The organism is Neorhizobium sp. NPDC001467 (assembly GCF_050275975.1).
Taxonomy (GTDB): domain Bacteria; phylum Pseudomonadota; class Alphaproteobacteria; order Rhizobiales; family Rhizobiaceae; genus Neorhizobium.
In genome coordinates, this window is sequence record NZ_JBNNPS010000005.1 from 44712 (window position 1) to 63873 (window position 19162).

Below are 19162 nucleotides of genomic sequence, written 5' to 3' on the forward strand. Positions count from 1 at the left end.
TCATGACGGTCAGGGAGGAGGCCAGAAATGAAACGGCATACGAGCACGGGGCCGGCGACAGCCGCGACGCCCACCGTGCCGATCGTCCTCTCTTCCGCTCCCTGCTTCGCGGTTTGATATGCCGGTGCCCCGCCTGCGGAAACGGTCGCCTGTTCGGCGCCTTTCTGAAACCCGTTGATGCCTGCGCAGTCTGCGGCACCGAACTTCACCATCACCGCTCCGACGACCTGCCACCCTATATTGCTATTTTCGTGGTCGGCCATGTCATGGTCGGCGGCTTCATGATGACGGACATGATGTTCGAAATCTCGCCATGGGCGCATCTCGCCGTCTGGGCGCCGCTGACGGTGCTGGCCGCGCTCGCCTTGATACAGCCCATCAAGGGTGCCGTCATCGGCCTGCAATGGGCCCTGAAGATGCACGGCTTCGGAGACGAACGGGACGACCGGGATCCTGGACGCGGCGGACCGACGGAATGAATGCGCCGCCATTCGACCGATACCCGGAAGATGACGATCATGCCACGCCGAAGGCAGCAGTCGGCGTTCGGCCACGGGATGCCGCAGCGCTTGTGCTGGTCGACCGTTCGAAGGAGACGCCACGGGTTCTCATGGGTCGGCGCGCCAGCGGTCATGTTTTCATGCCGGATGTCTACGTCTTTCCCGGTGGCCGTCGCGATCCGCGCGATCACGCCCTGCCATTCAGCGGTGATCTCAACCCGCAGGTTCTGACCAAGCTTCAGGCGACGGCGGCCGGCCGCTTCACCCAGAGCCGGGCGCGCGCCCTTGCGCTTGCAGCCTTTCGCGAGGTCGCGGAAGAGACCGGCGTCACGGTGGCCGGCGGCGTCCCCGATCTGTCGCGGCTGCGCTATGTCGCCCGTGCCATCACGCCACCCGGCCATGTCCGCCGCTATGATACCCACTTCTTTCTCACCTTTTGCGACGAAACCGTCTTCGACCTGACGCATTTGCGCGATACGGACGAATTGGAAGACCTGCAATGGCTTGACATTTCAGCGCTTTCCGGTGTGAAACTCGCCCGCATCACGCAGCTGATCCTGGAAGACGTGAAGAGATTGATGGACGCTGAAAGCGATACGCCATTCGACGGTCCGATCCCCTTCTACTTCATGCGTCACGGGCGTTTCGTCCGCAGCCGACTGTAAGGATTTTTGAATGTCGCAGCCGACGACTGACGAGAACGGCCATGTCGAGGAAATTCACTGGCCCTCTCTCATCGCAGCCACTGCTGCCATCAGCGCGGTCGGCATTGCCATTGGTCTTGGCCTGCCGCTTCTCAGTATCATTCTTGAAAAGCGGGGGATTTCGTCGACCCTGATCGGGCTCAATGCCGCCATGGCTGGCGTGGCCTCGATGGCGGCAGCCCCGTTGACGACCAGGCTGGCGCATGATTTCGGTGTCGCCCGCACGATGATGCTTGCCATCGTGATTGCCGCTCTAAGCGGCCTCGGCTTCTATTACGCCCAGGATTTCTGGATGTGGTTCCCTCTGCGCTTCACCTTTCATGGCGCAACCACCATGCTCTTCATCCTGTCGGAGTTCTGGATCAACCAGGCGGCGCCGCCAAGACGCCGCGGTCTCGTGCTCGGCATCTATGCGACGGTCCTGGCGATCGGCTTTGCCGTCGGCCCCCTGCTGTTTTCCAGACTGGGCAGCGATGGCGTCCTGCCTTTTGCCGTCGGTGCCATCATCATCCTTCTCGCCATCATCCCGATCTTCGTCGCGCGTGGGGAGAGCCCGGAGCTCGAAGAAAAGCCGGAACGGCATTTCCTGCACTATATCCTGCTGGTGCCGTCTGCCACGGCCGCCGTATTCGCCTTCGGGGCCGTATCGGCCGGCGGCCTGTCGCTGTTTACGATCTACGCGCTTCGCGAAAGCATGCCGGAACCGGATGCTGCCGTGTTGCTGACCGTCATGGGCATCGGCAATATGGCATTTCAGATCCCGCTTGGCCTGATCTCCGACAAGATGCGCGACCGCCGTCCGCTGCTGCTTGCCATGGCCGTTCTCGGCGTGATCGGGGCGCTCTCCCTCCCCTTCCTCATCCACAACTGGCTGATGATGGCGGTTGTGCTGTTCTTCTGGGGCGGCTGCGTTTCCGGCCTCTATACGGTGGGTCTTGCGCATCTCGGTGCCCGCCTGAGCGGACCCGACCTTGCGGCCGCCAATGCCGCCTTCATCTTTTGCTACGCGGTCGGCACAGTGGCTGGGCCGCAGGGTATAGGTGCAGCCATGGATGTGGCCGGCAATGACGGTTTTGCCTGGGCATTGGCAGCGTTCTTCGCCTTTTACGTGCTGGTTTCCCTGAGCAGGCCGCTTTTCCGGTCGAAACAGAGTTGACTTTTGGCGCGTGATTTGTAATTTCGCGCCAGATTTCGCCGTGGGCTCCGACCGGTCGTCCACGGCTTTCATTTTCCAGAAGGCAGAAAACCATGGCGAAAGCTACGACCATCAAGATTAAGCTGCTGTCGACGGCGGACACGGGTTTCTTCTACGTCACCAAGAAGAACAGCCGCACGTTCACCGACAAGATGAGCAAGACCAAGTACGACCCGATTGCCAAGAAGCACGTCGAGTTCAAGGAAACCAAGATCAAGTAATTGGTCTGAGGTTCCGGCTATTAAGGCGCGTCAGCCATTCGGCTCCGCGCCTTTTTTGTTGCTTCTCGTTTGGCAAGGTGAATATTCGGCGAAAGGCGCGCATAAAAAAAGCGCCATCCCCGAAAGAGACGGCGCTTTGATTGGGGGTCGATCAGCCTGCAATCACGGCACGAGGAACCGTTTTTGGCATGCCTGCCGATCGACCGACCCCACGACCCAGGAGATGCGGCGGACCTGAGCATCATGGGGTATCGTGTTCCGTTAGGAACATCTGCTTGTTGATAGCAAACTCGCGCAATTTCTTTCGAAATGCAACATAATCTTAACAAGCGGTGCATTTTTGCACCGCTATGGTTAAAAATGACGCGCAACGCTGCCGCAGGGCGTAAGTTCTACATTAGCAAGAGCCACGCTTCCCCCAGCATCTTCTCATTGAAAACAATAATTTAGGCTAACTAGGAATAAAATCGCGCGTTAATATGCAATTATCATAAAGTACAAATTGATACGTAATGGAGAATAATCGCTCACCTTGTCACAATAGCTTAGAGAGATGCGACTATGTTGCGGATTTCCACTGCTGCCTGCCGCGAATATTTACTTGGATGAGCTTCGCGAGCGATCTTGGCCGCCTCTTCGCTCGCGCGGCTTTCAGCGGATGCGCCCTCACCGCTTTCGTCGCTTCGATCGCACTCCACAAACCTGAATCGCGAATCGGCCGTTACGCGGCGAAAGCGACAACGCGGTTGCGGCCAGCATTCTTTGCCTCGTAAAGCGCACGATCCGCCTGCTTCAGCAGCTGATCGGGCGTCTCCACGCCAGGCTCGTTGCCGGCGATGCCGAGCGATGCGGTCACCGTCAGGGCAATGCCGAGACTGCGGATGGGGAAGGCCTGCGCCTCGACAATGGAGCGCAGGCGTTCCGCGATCAGCGCCGCCTGCCCCGGATCGGTATCGGGCATGACGACCACGAATTCCTCGCCACCGTAACGGCAGGCCAGATCCGCCCCGCGCACGGTCGAGCGGATGCGGGCCGCAAATTCCTTCAGAACTTCGTCGCCGACATCGTGACCATAGGTATCGTTGACCTGTTTGAAGCGGTCGATATCGATCAGGCAGATCGACAGCGCACGGCCGCGTGCAGCGGCGCGGTTGAACAGGGTCTTGAGATGATTGTCGAGATAACGCCGGTTCTGCAGCCCTGTGAGACCGTCGGTGACGGCAAGCTCTATGGTTTCGCGCACGCTTGAGCGCAGGCGGTCGTTATAGCGCTTGCGCTTGATCTGCGTCAGCGTGCGCGCCACCAATTCGTTCGGGTCGATTGGGCGCACGATATAGTCGTTGACGCCCAGATCGAGTGCGCGAACGATGAGCTCCTCATCGCCAAGATCGGTGACCAGCAACAGAGGAATGAAGCGGGTTCGCTCCAGCGAACGCAATTGCGAACACAGGCGCAAGGGATCATATTCGCCGGCATTACCATTGACGATGACGAGATCGATCGGGTTTTCCGCTGCCTCGAACAGAGCCGCTTGCGGATCCGACATGGCGATCACGTCACCGATCGGCTTCAGCGCTTTGATGATGCGTTCCTGGGAGCTGGCGCGGCCGTCGACCAGCAGGATGTGCCCGGAATCGTCGCGACCATCGTTCTTCAGCATGTCTTCCATGCCGATGGTGCGGGCGGTCTCGGAGCGGATGCGCAACTCGTCGCTGAGCGTCTTCAACCGCACGAGGCTCTTCACCCGCGAGATCAGCTGCAGATCGTTAACGGGCTTGGTCAGGAAATCGTCGGCACCCGCCTTGAGGCCACGCACGCGGTCGGACGGCTGGTCGAGCGCCGTCACCATGACGACGGGAATATGGGCGGTGCGTGGATTTGCCTTCAGCCGCTCGCAGACTTCGAACCCGCTCATGCCCGGCATCATGATGTCGAGCAGAATGAGATCAATGCTGGTGCTTTCCACGATGGAAAGCGCCTTCGGACCGTCCTCGGCCGTCAGTACATCGAAATATTCCGCAAGAAGCCTGGCTTCGAGCAGTTTAACGTTCGCCGGTATATCGTCGACAACAAGGATGCGCGCCGTCATGGCTATTTTCCCGAGGCTTTAGGTGTCACCCAGATAGGTCTTGATGGTTTCGATGAATTTCGGAACCGAGATGGGCTTCGACACATAGGCCTCGCAGCCGCCTTGTCGAATCCGTTCCTCGTCCCCTTTCATGGCAAAGGCGGTCACGGCGATGACCGGAATGACATGCAGCTCGTCGTCCTCCTTCAGCCACTTGGTCACTTCCAGCCCGGAGACTTCCGGCAGCTGGATGTCCATGAGGATGAGGTCGGGTCGATGCTTGCGCGCCAGATCGAGCGCTTCCATGCCATTGCGCGTCTGGATCGTCGAATAGCCTGAAGCCTCGATCAGGTCGCGAAAGAGCTTCATGTTGAGCTCGTTGTCTTCGACGATCATAACCTGCTTGGGCATTGGAGGAGCGATCCTTGTTGCGCACGGAAAGTTGGCCGGGTACGGGCGGTTCCGGTCTTGTAACGACATCGCGAAGTTATAAGTTCACCCCACGACCGAATCCAAAGACTCTTGTTCATGTCAGTCTAGAGTCATTTGTTTGAATAAAAGGTAACCTTTGATCATGCGAGGACCGTTCGAGCCGCGACAGAAAGACAAGGCGGCTGCCATTGACCCGGAAGAGACCGCTGTCACCCTGCTCGGCTGGCTTGCGAGCGAACCGGACATGATGGGTCGGTTTCTTTCGCTGACAGGCATTCAGGCGCCGCAATTGCGGCAGGCAATCAACGATCCCGGATTTCTGGCCGGAGTGCTGGATTTCGTGATGGCCCACGAACCGTCGCTGATGAGTTTTTGCGAGTCCACCAATACGAGGCCGGAAACCGTGGTCGCCGCGTGGCACCATTATTCCGGCCCGGCCATGGATTGAGAGGCGAGCGCGATGAAGAACGGCATCGGCGACCTTCTCGACCTCTCGCATGTGCAGGTGACAGAGCGCCCGCTTGTCGTCTGCGATGTCGATGACGTGGTCTTGCACTTCGCCGCCCCCTTTCAGGATTTTCTGCGCGGTTGCGGCCATGAACTCCTGCCGCGTTCCTTTCGTCTGACGGGCAATATTGTCGCCTCCGATACCGGTCTGGAACTGGATGCCGATGCCGTGCGCCAGCTGATCGAGACCTTTTTCGACGTTCAGGAACAATGGCAGCTGCCCGTCGAGGACGTTGCCCAAACGCTCAAGGCGCTTTCCACCGATGCCGACGTGGTTTTCCTGACTGCAATGCCGCCCCGCTATAGCGTACAACGCCGCCGGCTCCTCGACAGGCTCGGCCTTGCGTTCCCGCTGATTGCCAGCGAGGAGCCGAAGGGTCCGATCATGCGGCGGCTGAATGCAGAACGGCTGTTCCCGACAACATTCATCGATGACATGGCGCACAATCTCGATTCCGTGCGCACGCACATGCCGGACAGCTTGCTCATTCACATAATGCCGGACAGTCCGCTGCATCGAATGGCGCCGAAGCCTGCGCAGGATATCGCGCGCGCCCGCGACTGGCGGCATGCCGAGGATCTGATCCGGGCGCATTGGCTGCCGCGCTGAACGCCAGCTCGATGAATAGCTTTGGAAGGCGCGCATGTCTGCTTCCTAATCGCTTGAGCCCTGCGATCTTACGGCCTAATGTGGAAGCGTTCAACATTTGTTCCGAAGATGGCGACAGACAAAGACGCGCAAGACAAACCGGGTGCCTTCTGCCGCGACTGCCTGAGCGAGCAGCCGCAAGGTCGCGGTCGTTGCAGTGCCTGTGGTAGTCCGCGGCTCCTGCGCCACCCGGAACTCCATAGCCTTACGCTGGCGCATATCGATTGCGATGCATTCTATGCCAGCATCGAAAAGCGCGACAATCCCGACCTTGCCGACAAGCCGGTCATCATCGGCGGGGGCAAACGCGGCGTCGTGTCGACAGCCTGCTATATCGCCCGCATCAGCGGCGTGCGCTCGGCCATGCCTATGTTCAAGGCGCTCGAGGCCTGCCCGGATGCCGTGGTCATCAAGCCGGATATGGAGAAATATGTGGGTGTGGGGCGGCAGATGCGCGCCATGATGCAGGACCTGACACCGCTGGTTCAGCCGCTTTCCATCGATGAGGCATTTCTCGAACTGGCCGGGACCGAACGTCTGCACCGTGATCCGCCGGCCCGCACGCTTGCCCGGTTTGCCAGGCGGGTCGAAAACGAGCTGGGTATTTCCATCTCGGTCGGCCTCTCCTATTGCAAGTTCCTGGCCAAGGTCGCCTCAGACCTGCAAAAGCCGCGCGGCTTTTCGGTGATCGGCAAGGCCGAAGCAGTAACCTTCCTGAGCACCCGCCCCGTCACGACGATCTGGGGGGTCGGTCGCGCCTTCAACGCCACGCTGGAGGCTGACGGCATCCGCACCATCGGACAATTGCAGGGCATGGCGGAAAGCGACCTGATGCGCCGTTATGGCGTGATGGGGCAGCGACTGTTTCGCTTGTCGCGCGGCATCGATGATCGCACCGTCCATATGAACGAGGCGGCCAAGAGCGTTTCTGCCGAAACAACTTTTTTCGATGATATTTCCAGCCATGAGCAACTGGTGCCGATCCTCCGCAGCCTGTCGGAAAAGGTTTCGACCCGCCTCAAGAAACACGACATCGCCGGCCATACCGTCGTGCTGAAAATGAAGACGTCGGACTTCAAAAGCCGCACGCGAAACCGCCGGCTGGAGGACCCGACACAGCTCGCCGACCGCATTTTTCGCACCGGCCTGCAGTTGATGGAACGCGAGACGGACGGCACCAAATTCCGCCTGCTCGGCATCGGCGTCACGGATCTGGAGGGGTCCTCGCGGGCCGATCCGCCGGATCTCGTCGATCAGCAGGCCACCCGCCGCGCGCAGGCGGAAGCTGCGATCGACAAGCTGCGCGACAAGTTCGGCAAGCGCGCCGTGGAAACCGGCTACACGTTCGGCGGCAGGGAGCGCAAACGCTGACTCTTAGCAGATGCAATGGCCTGGCAGCTGACGGCTACGGTTCCCACGCCGTCGGACGCCCTCCAATGCCCTTGTCCATTGTCGCACCGAAACGGCCGTATCTGTAACCGCCGCAAGAGCGGGTCATCACCGAAATGTGAGACATTGTCGTGCCGATCGGGGACGGTCAGCCGCGCGGCTCAAGCCTTTCTTAAGCATGTCCGGATAGACTGTGAGTCTGTATTGCGTATGAGGTTTCCATGTCCCGGATTGCGGCCTTCGGCCTTGCCTTGATATCAAGCTGCATGCTTGCCGGAACGGCGGTGGCGGAAAACGCGCGCACGCTGCAGATCATCGTTTCTAAGGACAAGCAGTCGCTGGCGGTCTATGACGGCGACAAGGTCGTGGCAACCTCGAAGGTCTCTACCGGCAAACAGGGCCACGATACGCCGACTGGGATCTTTTCCATCCTCGACAAAAGAAAGTATCACGAGTCGAACATCTATTCGAACGCGCCCATGCCGTGGATGCAGCGGCTGACATGGTCGGGCATCGCACTGCACGAGTCCGGCAGCGTGCCGAACTATCCAGCCTCGCACGGCTGCGTGCGCCTGCCTGCCGCCTTCGCGCAATCGCTTTACGGCCAGACCGAACGGGGCGTTCACGTGATCATTACCGATGCCCCGGTGACGCCGGTTCTGCTCCACGACGGAAGACTATTTTCGCCGAAAAGGCCGGTTCCGCCCAACCTGATGTCCGATGTTCCGCTTCGGGCCGACAATTTTGCCCGCACGACCAGGCAGCTCGAAGTGGCGATGAACATGGCCCCGTCGTCGCCGTTACCGACAGCGCCGAAAAAGACCGAAGCGACAGTGCCCGAGGCGGCGCCCTTGCGCATCCTCATCACCCGTCGCCAGGAACGCGAGCAGGTGGCGGACGTACAGGAAATGCTCAACGAGCTCGGCTTCGATGCCGGCTCTCATGACGGTTTCGCCGGCCCAATGACGCGCTCCGCCATCGAGGGCTTCAAGCGCTGGAAGGGCCTGAAGGTAAAAGGGTTCCTCACCGAGGAATTCATGACGTCGCTCTACGCGGCGAGCGGCAGACAGAAGGCGCCGGCGGGACAGTTGATGATCCGCCAGGGTTTCAAGCCCATCCTGTCGGTTCCCGTCGGCATCAAGGATCCGGAAACGGCCCTCGGCACCCATCTTTTCACCGCAACCGATTTTGATCGCACAGAGGGAACGGCCCGCTGGCAGGCTTTGACACTGCCAAACCGGCTGCCGGAAGCGATGATGAAACGGCTCGGGATCACCAACAGTGACGCGGGTTTCACGACCGCCGAGCCGGCGGCGCAGCAGGCGTTCGACCGGATCGAGATTTCCGCCGAACTGCGAGACCGGATCGAGACCATGCTGACCAGCGGCAGCTCGATCACCATCAACGATCAGGGCGTCGGCCAGGACACGGGCGAAGGCACCGATTTCATCACCCTCACCCGCTCCTCGCCGGAACGGATCGAGGCAACCACGGTATCGAGCAAGCCGCAGCGGGCCGACAAGCCGGCCCGAAAGGTACGGGCTGTGCCGCTGGGCGTGGGGCTGTATTGAAGCCTGACGCCGTCCTTTACCGGAAAGCGTTTACCTGTCCGGATAAAGACATGCCTTTCTGCCAATGGATGGCTTGCCAGCCATAGGCGCGCGCCGCCGCGACATTGTCCTTGCTATCGTCGAGGAACACAATGTTCTGCACATCCTACAAGACCTGCCGGGCAGCCTGATCGAAAACGCGCGGGCGGGCTTTCGGTGCCCGATTGCCGCAGAATAACATATGCCGTCGACCTGGCCTTCGAACCCCAGTCCTTTCATCAAATAGGTAGCATGCACATGCTCTCGGTTTGTGGCGAGATAGACGCGGTGGCCGCGGGCCCTGAGATCGTGGACATCCGTCAGCACATCTTCAACGATGCGTGAATCGTTCCTGAACCAGAAGTCCAACAAAATCTCAGGTTTCAGCGTCGGCGCAATCTAAGCGAGCGCCTGCGAAAGCTCCGGCAGCAGCGCCGTCCGTCGCGTGATGATATTGGCCCACCGCGGCACGAAGAACGCGCGTTGGAGTTCGGCGAGAGACAGTCCGAGGTCGGCCTGAAGATCGGTAAAAAACGGGCGCACCGTCCTGCGGGCGACCGCAGATCAGTACGCCGTTCACATCCAGCATTATGGTGCGCGGGTTCAAGCACGTCACCTTCGTCAAACCAGTTCCACATCCAGCACGCCGGGAGCGGCCCTCAAGGCTGCCGCGACTTCCGGTGACAGTCGATAGCGGTCGTTGAGCGAGACCTCGATCTCGCGGCGACCATCATCCTTGATGACCACGAAGGAGACCTGGCCGTCGCCGCGGCCGTTGAGGTGTTTTGCGACAATCTTCATCGGGCTCGCATCGCGCACAAAAATCCGCAGCGCCTTCTGCATGCGCACCGATTGCTCTTCCAGCGACTGGACGTTCTGAATGCGCAGGCCGATCCCTTCCGGCCGCTCGTCGGCCTGCACGATGATGACCAGCGATTTGCCGGGTTCAAGCATGTCCCGATATTGCGCCAGCGCTTCCGAAAACAGGATGGCTTCGTAACCGCCGGAGGAATCGGAGAAGGTCACGATACCCATCTTGTTGCCGGTGCGCGTCTTCCGTTCCTGGCGGCCGGTAACGGTTCCCGCAAGGCGCCCGGCACTGGCACCTTTCTTCACCGCAGCGGAGAAATCCGCAAAGGTCTGCACACGAAGTTTCGCGAGCGTTTCCTTGTAGCTGTCGAGCGGATGAGCTGAGAGATAGAAGCCCAGAACCTGATATTCCTTCATCAGCTTTTCGGAAGGCGTCCACGGATCGAAGCCGGGCATGGTGATCTTTTCAAGACTGCCGCCCGCCCCCCCGCCCGAACCGAAAATGTCGAACTGGCCGCTGGTCTTGTTTTCTGCGGCCCGCTGGGCGTAACCGATGATGCGGTCCATGCCTGTCACAAGGGCGGCACGATCGATGCCGAAACAATCGAAGGCGCCGGCGAAGATCAGGCTTTCCAGCACGCGCCGGTTGACCTGTTTGGGATCGATGCGCAGGCAGAAATCCTCAAGGCTTTCGAAAGGCTTGTCACCGCGCACCTCTGTGATGTGATCGACCGCGCCTTCGCCCACGCCCTTGATGGCGGCAAGCGAATAATAGATGCGCATGTCGCCGGTCTCGAACTTGCGGAACGAGGTCTGCACCGAAGGCGCCAGAACCTTGATGCCAAGACGTCCGGCGTCCTGACGGAAATCGTTGAGCTTTTCCGTATTCGCCATATCGTAAGTCATCGACGCAGCCAGGAACTCGACCGGGTAATGAGCCTTCATATAGGCCGTCTGGTAGGAGACGATGGCGTAGGCGGCAGCGTGCGATTTGTTGAAACCGTAATTGGCGAACTTGGCGAGAAGCTCGAATATGTTCTTGGCCTGCGGTTTGGACACGCCGTTCTTGACGGCACCATCGACAAATCGCTCGCTCTGCTTGTCCATCTCCTCCTTGATCTTCTTGCCCATGGCGCGGCGCAGAAGGTCGGCCTCGCCCAGTGAATAGCCGGACAGGACCTGCGCGATCTGCATGACCTGTTCCTGGTAGACGATAACGCCTTGCGTTTCCTTCAGCAGGTAGTCGATGGAGGGATGGACGGACTCGATCTCCTCCTCCCCGTGCTTGCGGGCATTGTAGGTGGGAATATTCTCCATTGGGCCGGGACGATAAAGCGCGACGAGCGCAATAATGTCCTCGATACAGTCGGGCTTCATGCCGATCAGCGCCTTGCGCATGCCCGCACTTTCCACCTGGAACACGCCGACGGTTTCGCCGCGCGACAGCATTTCGTAGGTCAGCTGGTCATCGAGCGGGATGGTGGCAAGATCGACATGGATGTCGCGCTTGCGGCAGAAATCCACCGCCGTTTTCAGCACGGTCAGCGTTTTGAGACCAAGGAAGTCGAACTTGACCAGACCGGCCTGCTCCACCCACTTCATATTGAACTGCGTGACCGGCATGTCTGACCGCGGATCGCGATACATCGGCACCAGTTTCGACAGCGGGCGGTCGCCGATGACGATGCCGGCAGCATGGGTCGAAGCGTGGCGGTAAAGACCCTCGATCTTCTGGGCGATATCGAGAAGGCGGGCGACGACCGGTTCCGCCTCGGCTTCCTCGCGCAGTTTCGGTTCTTCCTCGATCGCTTTTGAGAGCGGCGTGGGATTGGCCGGGTTATTGGGCACCAGCTTGCAGATCTTGTCGACCTGGCCATAGGGCATTTCCAGCACGCGTCCGACGTCCCGCAGTGCGGCGCGCGCCTGCAGCGAACCGAAGGTAATGATCTGCGCCACCTGCTCGCGCCCGTATTTGCGCTGCACGTAGCGGATCACCTCTTCGCGGCGGTCCTGGCAGAAATCGATATCGAAATCCGGCATCGATACGCGGTCGGGATTGAGAAAACGTTCGAACAGGAGCGAGAAACGCAGCGGATCGACGTCGGTGATCGTCAGCGCATAAGCAACCAGCGAGCCGGCACCCGAACCACGTCCCGGGCCGACCGGAATGTTCTGCTCCTTGGCCCATTTGATAAAATCGGCAACGATGAGGAAGTAGCCGGGAAACTTCATCTTCTCGATGACGCTGAGCTCGAAATCCAGTCGCTCGCGATAATCCTTTTCCTCATAACCCGCAGCCATGCCGAGCGCGTTAAGACGCATGTCGAGGCCCTCGACCGCCTGGCGTCGCAGTTCGGCCGCCTCCTTGCGTTCGTCCTCTTCCGGCTGATCGCTCACACCCGTGAAGCGCGGCAGGATCGGATTGCGTGTCTTGAGGATATAAGAACAACGCCGGGCTATCTCGACCGTGTTTTCCAGCGCCTCCGGGATATCGGCGAAAAGCTTTGCCATTTCCGCCCGGCTTTTGAGGTAATGGTCAGGGGTGAGGCGGAAGCGGGTATCGTCCGACACGATTGCACCGTGGGCGACGGCCATGAGGGCATCGTGGGCATCGTAATCGTCGCGACTCGGGAAAAACGCCTCGTTTGTGGCGACCAGCGGAATTTCGTGCTCATAGGCGAGCGCGATCATCGATTTTTCGTGGCGGCGATCGTAACGGCCATGGCGCTGCAGTTCGATATAGAGCCGATCGCCAAAAATTTCCTTCAGCTGCAGGAGCCGGGCGACGGCCTGTGGACGATGGCCGGCCCTCAGAGCCATATCGACCGGACCGCTGCTCGCCCCCGTCAGCGCGATCAGGCCCTCGACCCCCATCTCCTGCAGCCATGACTGCCGGATATGGATACCCCCATTGCTGCCCTCCCCGCCGAGATAGGCGCGGCTGACCAGATCGACGAGATTTTCATAGCCCTTCTGGGTCGCAGCCAGCAGCACGATGGCCGGCAGCTTTGCCAGACCATTGCCGCGTTTTTCCTCTCCGGCATCCTCCATGTCGATCGACAACTGGCAACCGATGATCGGCTGCAAGCCATCGCCGGATGCCTTTTGCGCAAATTCCAGTGCAACAAAGAGATTGTTGGTATCGGTAATGGCAATGGCCGGCTGGCCATCCGCCACAGCCTTGCTGAGCACCTTTTTCAAAGGCAACGCGCCTTCAAGCAGGGAATAGGCCGAATGCACACGCAGATGCACAAATTGCGGCGTGTCGGCGCCCATCCCAGCCGTTGCCCCTGTCGCGTCCTTATGCTCTGCCATGCTATCGCCGATGCCTTTTTATGAATCGGCCTATTGTCCGGCTTGAGCGGGAAAGAGTCCAGTTTCGAATGTGGCTCTCACCGTGTTTCACAGGCCTCAGACCCCGGGCCCCAAGCCTTCACGGGCGCGAAGCCGGCCCGAATCTTCGTCCGGTGCGAAGAGCTGAACGGATCGAGTAGCGGCGCGCTGACGGCCTTCATGCAATCCGGCCGCTTTCCGTTACATCGCTATCATCAGCAGCAGAAGGCTGGCGAGGAAGGTCGCGATCGAGGCAAATGCAGCAATATCACGCAAAAGGTCGGTCATCTGCGGTCTCCCGTGTCCGTTATGTTTCCATTTTGTTCCGCTTTTGTACGATTAGTCAAGAGGAAACAGACAGGCCGGCGAGATTCTTCCGTCTGTCGGCCGATGCACTTTCGCGTACCCCCGACACCAGAGACTGAAACGGTCTTGCACCCTCAGCCAAATGCGCTTTTAGTCCCGGCGTTCGAAACAGGAGCTTCGCATGAATTTTTTCCGCCATTGGTCCCTAACGGCCGCCCTCCTGCTCGCCGCAGCCGGCCATGGCGCTGCGGCGGAACAGCCCTGCGAACGGCGGACATTGGGCGACGCGCACTATGTGGTCTGCACGGTGAAGAAGGACGATGCGCGGCTCAGGCTGTTCTGGCAGAAGCCGGATGGTGCGCCCTATCGCTGGTTCGGCACGCTCGCAGAAAGGATCGAGGCGCAAGGCAGGACGCTGGTCTTTGCCATGAACGCCGGAATGTATGGCGATGACTTCACACCGATGGGTGTCTATGTCGAAGAAGGCCGGCAATTGCGGCCGGCCGATCTCAAGACGATGGATGGCCCCCAGGCGAAAATTCCCAATTTCTACAAGCAGCCGAACGGCGTGTTTTATTTCGGATCGGGGGAAGCCGGCATTCTGACGACGGCGGCGTTCCTGAAGGAAAGGCCGAAGTCGGATTTCGCCACACAATCCGGACCGATGCTGGTAACCGCGAACGAGGTGAACCCGATCTTCATCGCCGGATCAAGCGATCGCACCCGCCGCAGCGGTGTCGGTGTGTGCGCCGGCGGCGACCTGCGCTTCGTCATCAGCGAAGACGATGTCAATTTCTTCGATTTCGCCGCGGTGTTCAAGAACCACCTTTCCTGCCCCGATGCGCTGTTTCTCGATGGCGGTCAGGGGGCGGGTCTCTTCAGTCCGGCATTGAAACGGGCCGACTGGTCCTGGCATGGCGGATATGGCCCGATGATCGGGCTTGTGGAATGAGAAGCCCGGTCGATCGCGCAGGCGGCGCCTGACAACAGGTAGGGCCTATCTTGTGGGGGCCGATCATGTGCGTGACCAATGACGTTTGCGCCCGTCGATGTTCGGGACCCGTCTCATGCAGACCGGACGGCCGATCAAGCGCGTGAAGTTGCCGGACCCCGCCCCCGCGCCTCCTGTGCACCATCGGCCGGCAGAACAACCGGCACGGCGTTTCTCAAGGCGTCAATGCGTGGCGCCAAAGTTGGAGCCACATCCGCCGGCCGGAAATCGGCGACTGCAACCAGAGGTAAAAATACCCATTTTGCTGCGTAATGCGGTATTATGATATGCAAACCCGTGCAAATCCGGGGGATTGTGAAGAAACCGCCGGTTCGGCCCTTGTCGGGAGCCCTTAGCGCGAAAGATGTAGCGAGTATGGATTGGCGGTAGTCAAACTCCGACAGCATCTGGGGAGGGGCAAAGGTGATGGGAGACACCTATCCGGGCAGCAGACGGCCACAGCACGGCTATTTCACCTGGGACATCGCAGAGGATTCGATATGGGGCGATGCGACATTTGCCGGCATATTGGGGCTGGACCCGGCAACGGCGGATAACGGGTTTTCGATGCTGCGTTACATGGAGATCGTTCATCCCGACGATCGGGAGCAGGTCGTCAGGGCGACCCAGATTGCAGTACTGACCGGTCAGCCTTACATGGTGATCTGCCGCCTCTGCCGGGGCAAGGACATTCTCACCATCCGCAACCGCGGCACGTGTTTCCGATATCGGGACGGGCTGCCCAGCATGGCGACCGGCATGCTGGAAATCATCGCAGTCGAACATCCGCACCTTTCTGCCGCCAACCAGCAGTCCACTACCCTGCCCCGCAGCAGGGCTGCGAAAGACGCCGTGAAGCAACGGTCACAGGTGCGCATGGAATTCATGGACCGGTAAACGGATGTTGAACACCGTCGGAATCGTGCGCCGTACCCATGTGCGCTGGAGGCGTTCGACGGGCGTTGTTACGATAGTGACCCATGGTGACGCAGGCCATGCGCGATCGGAGCTGGTGGATCGCGTCCGTTGCACTGCCGCCGTTGCGCCGGACGCGGCATGGATCTATGCCTTTTCCATAGAGTAAACAGCGGCCGCTTTTTGGCCGGGAGACGGATGATGACGGCCATAACAGCGCCGGGGAAGGCATCGGACGTGCCGATCCAACGGGAAACCGATCGGCTGGCGGCATTGCAGGAACTCGACATGCTCGACAGCCCGCGTGACGCGGGCTTTGATCGGATCGCCCGGCTCATACAGCAGATTTTCGACGTCGAGATCGGCTTCGTGTCACTGATCGACGCGCATCGGCAATGGTACAAGGCCTGCAGCGGACTGGATTTCGGCGAAATCGAGCGCGAGGCGAGTTTCTGCCAGTATGTGGTGGCATCCGAGGAAGCGATCATCGTGCCGGATGCGGCGCGCGATCAGCGCTTTGCCGACCACCCCGCCGTGACCGGCGCGCTGCAGGTACGGTTTTATGCCGGCATCCCGCTGACCACAAAGACGGGGCATGTGGTCGGCACGGTCTGTGCAGTCGGCAAGCGTCCCCGCGCATTCGGCGCGGCAGATATCGCGATCATGCAGGAACTGGCCGGCGTCGCCATGGACCGGATCGAATTGGCACAGACGGCCGCGACCGACAGCCTGACCGGCGCTTTGACGCGGCGCGCCTTCAAGCAGGAAGCAGATCACATGGTGTTGCTGGCCGCCCGCCACGCCCATGACCTTTCCTGCATCGTGCTCGACATCGACCACTTCAAGTCGATCAACGATACCCATGGCCATGCTGCGGGCGACGCCGTACTGAAGGCCGTGTCTGCCACATGCAGGGCGACGTTGCGGGCAACCGATCTTTTCGGCCGTTTCGGCGGCGAGGAATTCGTTGTGGTTCTACCCTTCGTGGATAAGGACGGCGCCTTGGCAACCGCCGAGCGCCTGCGCCGGTCGATTGCCGCACTGACTGTCAATATTGGCGACGTGACGATTTCGGTGACCGCCAGTTTCGGCGTTGCGACGCGTTCGTCTGCCGGCAGGGATATCGAGACGCTGCTGGCGCAGGCGGATGCCGCCATGTACCGCGCCAAACAGGAAGGCCGCAACCGCTGCCTTTCCTATTGGACGCCGCAGACCGGTGACGCGCTGACGGGGGAGCGCCGGCCTGTCCTGCGCAGCGGCGTCATCCTGTTCAACGGAGGCGAGACCCGCGTCACCTGCACGGTGAAGTCCCTCGGCGCCGACAGCGCCGGCATTGTGGTGTCCGATACGCGTGGCCTGCCGGATGAGTTCCTGTTGCAGATCCCGGCCGATGGGATCGAGACCGCCTGCCGGGTCATCGCGCATGACGGCCATCATTTGGAGGTCGTGTTTCAGTTATCAGCTGATACGCCTTAGCGCCGCGGACCGCGTATCACCGGCCTTTCCGGCAGCGGGCCGGCAACTCAGAACTCGACGATCTTGCCACCTTCCAGCGTCACACGCCGATCCATCCGGGCGGCGAGTTCGTGGTTATGGGTAGCGATCAGCGCCGCAAGACCGGACTGGCGCACCAGTGCTTCCAGCGCGTCGAACACGTAGGATGCGGTTTCCGGGTCGAGGTTTCCGGTCGGCTCGTCAGCGAGAAGCAGAAGCGGCGCATTGGCAACGGCGCGGGCGATCGCCACGCGCTGCTGTTCGCCGCCCGAAAGCTCGGCTGGGCGATGTTCGGCGCGGTGACCGATGCGCATGTAATCGAGCAGCGCTGCGGCGCGTTCCTTGGCTTCCCTGTGCGGCAGACCGGCGATCAGCTGCGGCATCATGATGTTTTCGAGCGCGGTGAATTCCGGCAGGAGATGGTGGAACTGGTAGACGAAGCCGATATCCCCACGACGGATCGCGGTCCGGCGGTCGTCCGAAAGATTGCCGCAGGCTTCTCCGTCGATATGAATTTCGCCCTCATCAGGATGTTCCAGCAGGCCGGCAAGATGCAAGAGCGTCGATTTGCCCGTGCCGGATGGCGCGACAAGCGCTACGATTTCCCCGCTTTTCAGTGAAAAGTCCGCGCCTTTCAGAATGGAGAGCACGGTATCGCCCTGGCCGTAGTGACGGCCGACGCCCGTGAGCTTCAGAATGGTTTTGACTGCCATGGAGGTGTGCGTTCCTATTCGTAGCGCAGCGCCTGCACGGGATCGAGCCTGGAGGCCCGCCATGCCGGGAAAATGGTTGCAATGAACGAAAGTGTCAGCGCCATGACCACCACGGTCGCGGTTTCGCTGAAAGTCATTTCGGCGGGCAGTTCACTGAGGAAATAGAGTTCCGGGTTGAACAGGACCGTGCCGGAAAGCCAGGAAAAGAACTGGCGGATGGATTCGATGTTGAGACAGACAACAACGCCCAGAAGAACACCGGCAAGCGTGCCGACCACGCCGATCGCTGCGCCGGTCATGAAGAAGATGCGCATGATGGCCGCCGAGCTTGCCCCCATGGTGCGCAGGATCGCGATATCGGATCCCTTGTCCTTTACCAGCATGATGAGGCCGGAAATGATGTTGAGCGCGGCCACCAGCACGATCAGCGTCAGGATCATGAACATCACGTTGCGCTCGACCTGTAGGGCCGAGAAAAAGGTCTGGTTGCGCTGGCGCCAGTCGGTCAGGAAAATCTGGCGGTCGCCGGCCGCCATCTCGATCAGCGGCCGGATGCCATCGACCGCATCCGGGTGCTCGACGAAGAGTTCGATCGACTGCACGATCCCGTCGGCATTGAAATAGGCCTGCGCTTCCTCAAGCGGCATATAGACGATAGACGCATCATATTCCGACATGCCGATCTCGAACGTGCCGGAAATCGGATAGGATTTTACACGCGGGCTAACCCCCATCGGCGTGACGTCGCCTTCCGGCGCAACCAGGGTGATGCGGTCGCCCGCCGAAAGGCCGAGCGATGCGGCCAGCCGCGAACCGACCAGCACGCCATCGCCGGAAGCGAAACCGACGATATCGCCCTGCTTGATATTGCCGGACACTTCCTTGAGCTTTTCGAGATCTTCGGCGCGCACGCCGCGCACCAGAGCACCGGAACCGCCGCCGGTATTGCCCTGTGCCAGCGTCTGGCCTTCGACCAGCGGCAGGGCCATGGTCACGCCGGGAACGGCGGCGAACTTGGCGGTCAGATCGGCATAGTCATTGAGCGGGCGATCGACCGGCTGGACGACGACATGACCGTTGATGCCAAGAATGCGCGAAATCAGCTCGGTACGAAAGCCGTTCATGACCGCCATGACGATGATCAGCGTGGCAACGCCGAGCATGATGCCGACAAAGGAAAAGCCGGCGATGACGGAGATGAAGGCTTCCTTGCGGCGCGAGCGCAGATAACGCCAGGCGACCATGCGTTCGAACCCGGAAAACGGACCAGCCGAGGGCGCGCCCTGCCGCGTGCCATCACCTTCGCTCACGACCTTCGCCATGTGTTCTCCTCGGTCACCGCGCAT

General features: G+C 60.4%; 16 protein-coding genes. 11 read left to right on the forward strand and 5 right to left on the reverse strand.

Annotated elements, in window-relative coordinates; all coding sequences use genetic code 11:
• Positions 1 to 2: 2 nt before the first annotated feature.
• The 4 genes from ACQKKX_RS12115 (at position 3) to rpmG (ending at position 2620) form a co-directional block, all read left to right on the forward strand.
• The gene (locus tag ACQKKX_RS12115; protein WP_427570948.1) at positions 3 to 479 is read left to right on the forward strand and encodes a DUF983 domain-containing protein; all 477 of its coding nucleotides are present in this window, start codon (positions 3 to 5) and stop codon (positions 477 to 479) included.
• On the forward strand, positions 476 to 1165 hold the full coding sequence (locus ACQKKX_RS12120; protein ID WP_427570949.1) for an NUDIX hydrolase: 690 nt from the start codon (positions 476 to 478) through the stop codon (positions 1163 to 1165). Before ACQKKX_RS12115 ends, ACQKKX_RS12120 begins: the two co-directional genes overlap by 4 nt.
• A gap of 10 nt (positions 1166 to 1175) precedes the next feature.
• Positions 1176 to 2360 carry an MFS transporter gene (locus ACQKKX_RS12125; RefSeq protein WP_427570950.1) on the forward strand — a complete coding sequence of 395 codons (1185 nt, stop codon included), beginning with the start codon at positions 1176 to 1178 and terminating at the stop codon, positions 2358 to 2360.
• 92 nt (positions 2361 to 2452) lie between these two features.
• Entirely contained in the window at positions 2453 to 2620 is a 168-nt protein-coding gene (gene rpmG / locus ACQKKX_RS12130) for a 50S ribosomal protein L33 (RefSeq protein WP_052637931.1), read from the forward strand.
• A gap of 721 nt (positions 2621 to 3341) precedes the next feature.
• On the opposite strand, the gene ACQKKX_RS12135 is transcribed toward rpmG, so the two are convergent.
• Both ACQKKX_RS12135 and ACQKKX_RS12140 read right to left on the reverse strand, forming a co-directional pair.
• Positions 3342 to 4709 carry a PleD family two-component system response regulator gene (locus tag ACQKKX_RS12135; RefSeq protein ID WP_427570951.1) on the reverse strand — a complete coding sequence of 456 codons (1368 nt, stop codon included), beginning with the start codon at positions 4707 to 4709 and terminating at the stop codon, positions 3342 to 3344.
• Positions 4710 to 4727: 18 nt separating this feature from the next.
• A complete protein-coding gene (locus tag ACQKKX_RS12140; protein WP_427570952.1) occupies positions 4728 to 5099 on the reverse strand; it encodes a response regulator in 372 nt (123 codons plus the stop codon).
• A gap of 163 nt (positions 5100 to 5262) precedes the next feature.
• Here ACQKKX_RS12140 and ACQKKX_RS12145 point away from each other — a divergent pair, with 163 nt between their 5' ends.
• From ACQKKX_RS12145 to ACQKKX_RS12160, 4 genes are all read left to right on the forward strand, one after another.
• A complete protein-coding gene (locus ACQKKX_RS12145) occupies positions 5263 to 5568 on the forward strand; it encodes a DUF3572 domain-containing protein (RefSeq protein WP_427570953.1) in 306 nt (101 codons plus the stop codon).
• A 12-nt stretch (positions 5569 to 5580) separates the two neighbouring features.
• The gene (locus ACQKKX_RS12150) at positions 5581 to 6237 is read left to right on the forward strand and encodes a hypothetical protein (RefSeq protein ID WP_427570954.1); all 657 of its coding nucleotides are present in this window, start codon (positions 5581 to 5583) and stop codon (positions 6235 to 6237) included.
• A 78-nt stretch (positions 6238 to 6315) separates the two neighbouring features.
• Positions 6316 to 7647 (forward strand): DNA polymerase IV, encoded by a 1332-nt coding sequence (locus ACQKKX_RS12155; RefSeq protein ID WP_427570955.1) that lies wholly within the window; start codon positions 6316 to 6318, stop codon positions 7645 to 7647.
• 239 nt (positions 7648 to 7886) lie between these two features.
• A complete protein-coding gene (locus tag ACQKKX_RS12160) occupies positions 7887 to 9236 on the forward strand; it encodes a L,D-transpeptidase family protein (RefSeq protein WP_427570956.1) in 1350 nt (449 codons plus the stop codon).
• 639 nt (positions 9237 to 9875) lie between these two features.
• Here ACQKKX_RS12160 and dnaE read toward each other — a convergent pair.
• The gene (dnaE, locus tag ACQKKX_RS12165) at positions 9876 to 13379 is read right to left on the reverse strand and encodes a DNA polymerase III subunit alpha (protein WP_427570957.1); all 3504 of its coding nucleotides are present in this window, start codon (positions 13377 to 13379) and stop codon (positions 9876 to 9878) included.
• A gap of 505 nt (positions 13380 to 13884) precedes the next feature.
• On the opposite strand from dnaE, the gene ACQKKX_RS12170 reads away from it, so the two are divergent.
• The 3 genes from ACQKKX_RS12170 (at position 13885) to ACQKKX_RS12180 (ending at position 17085) form a co-directional block, all read left to right on the forward strand.
• A complete protein-coding gene (locus tag ACQKKX_RS12170) occupies positions 13885 to 14655 on the forward strand; it encodes a phosphodiester glycosidase family protein (protein WP_427570958.1) in 771 nt (256 codons plus the stop codon).
• Positions 14656 to 15120: 465 nt separating this feature from the next.
• Positions 15121 to 15591 (forward strand): PAS domain-containing protein, encoded by a 471-nt coding sequence (locus ACQKKX_RS12175; RefSeq protein WP_427570959.1) that lies wholly within the window; start codon positions 15121 to 15123, stop codon positions 15589 to 15591.
• 219 nt (positions 15592 to 15810) lie between these two features.
• Positions 15811 to 17085 carry a sensor domain-containing diguanylate cyclase gene (locus ACQKKX_RS12180; protein WP_427570960.1) on the forward strand — a complete coding sequence of 425 codons (1275 nt, stop codon included), beginning with the start codon at positions 15811 to 15813 and terminating at the stop codon, positions 17083 to 17085.
• Between the two features lie 47 nt (positions 17086 to 17132).
• Here the strand turns inward: ACQKKX_RS12180 and ACQKKX_RS12185 are convergent, their stop codons facing one another.
• Both ACQKKX_RS12185 and ACQKKX_RS12190 read right to left on the reverse strand, forming a co-directional pair.
• Positions 17133 to 17816: an ABC transporter ATP-binding protein gene (locus ACQKKX_RS12185; RefSeq protein ID WP_427570961.1), complete on the reverse strand. Its 684-nt coding sequence runs from the start codon at positions 17814 to 17816 to the stop codon at positions 17133 to 17135.
• A 14-nt stretch (positions 17817 to 17830) separates the two neighbouring features.
• Positions 17831 to 19138 carry a lipoprotein-releasing ABC transporter permease subunit gene (locus tag ACQKKX_RS12190; RefSeq protein ID WP_427570962.1) on the reverse strand — a complete coding sequence of 436 codons (1308 nt, stop codon included), beginning with the start codon at positions 19136 to 19138 and terminating at the stop codon, positions 17831 to 17833.
• Positions 19139 to 19162: the final 24 nt, after the last annotated feature.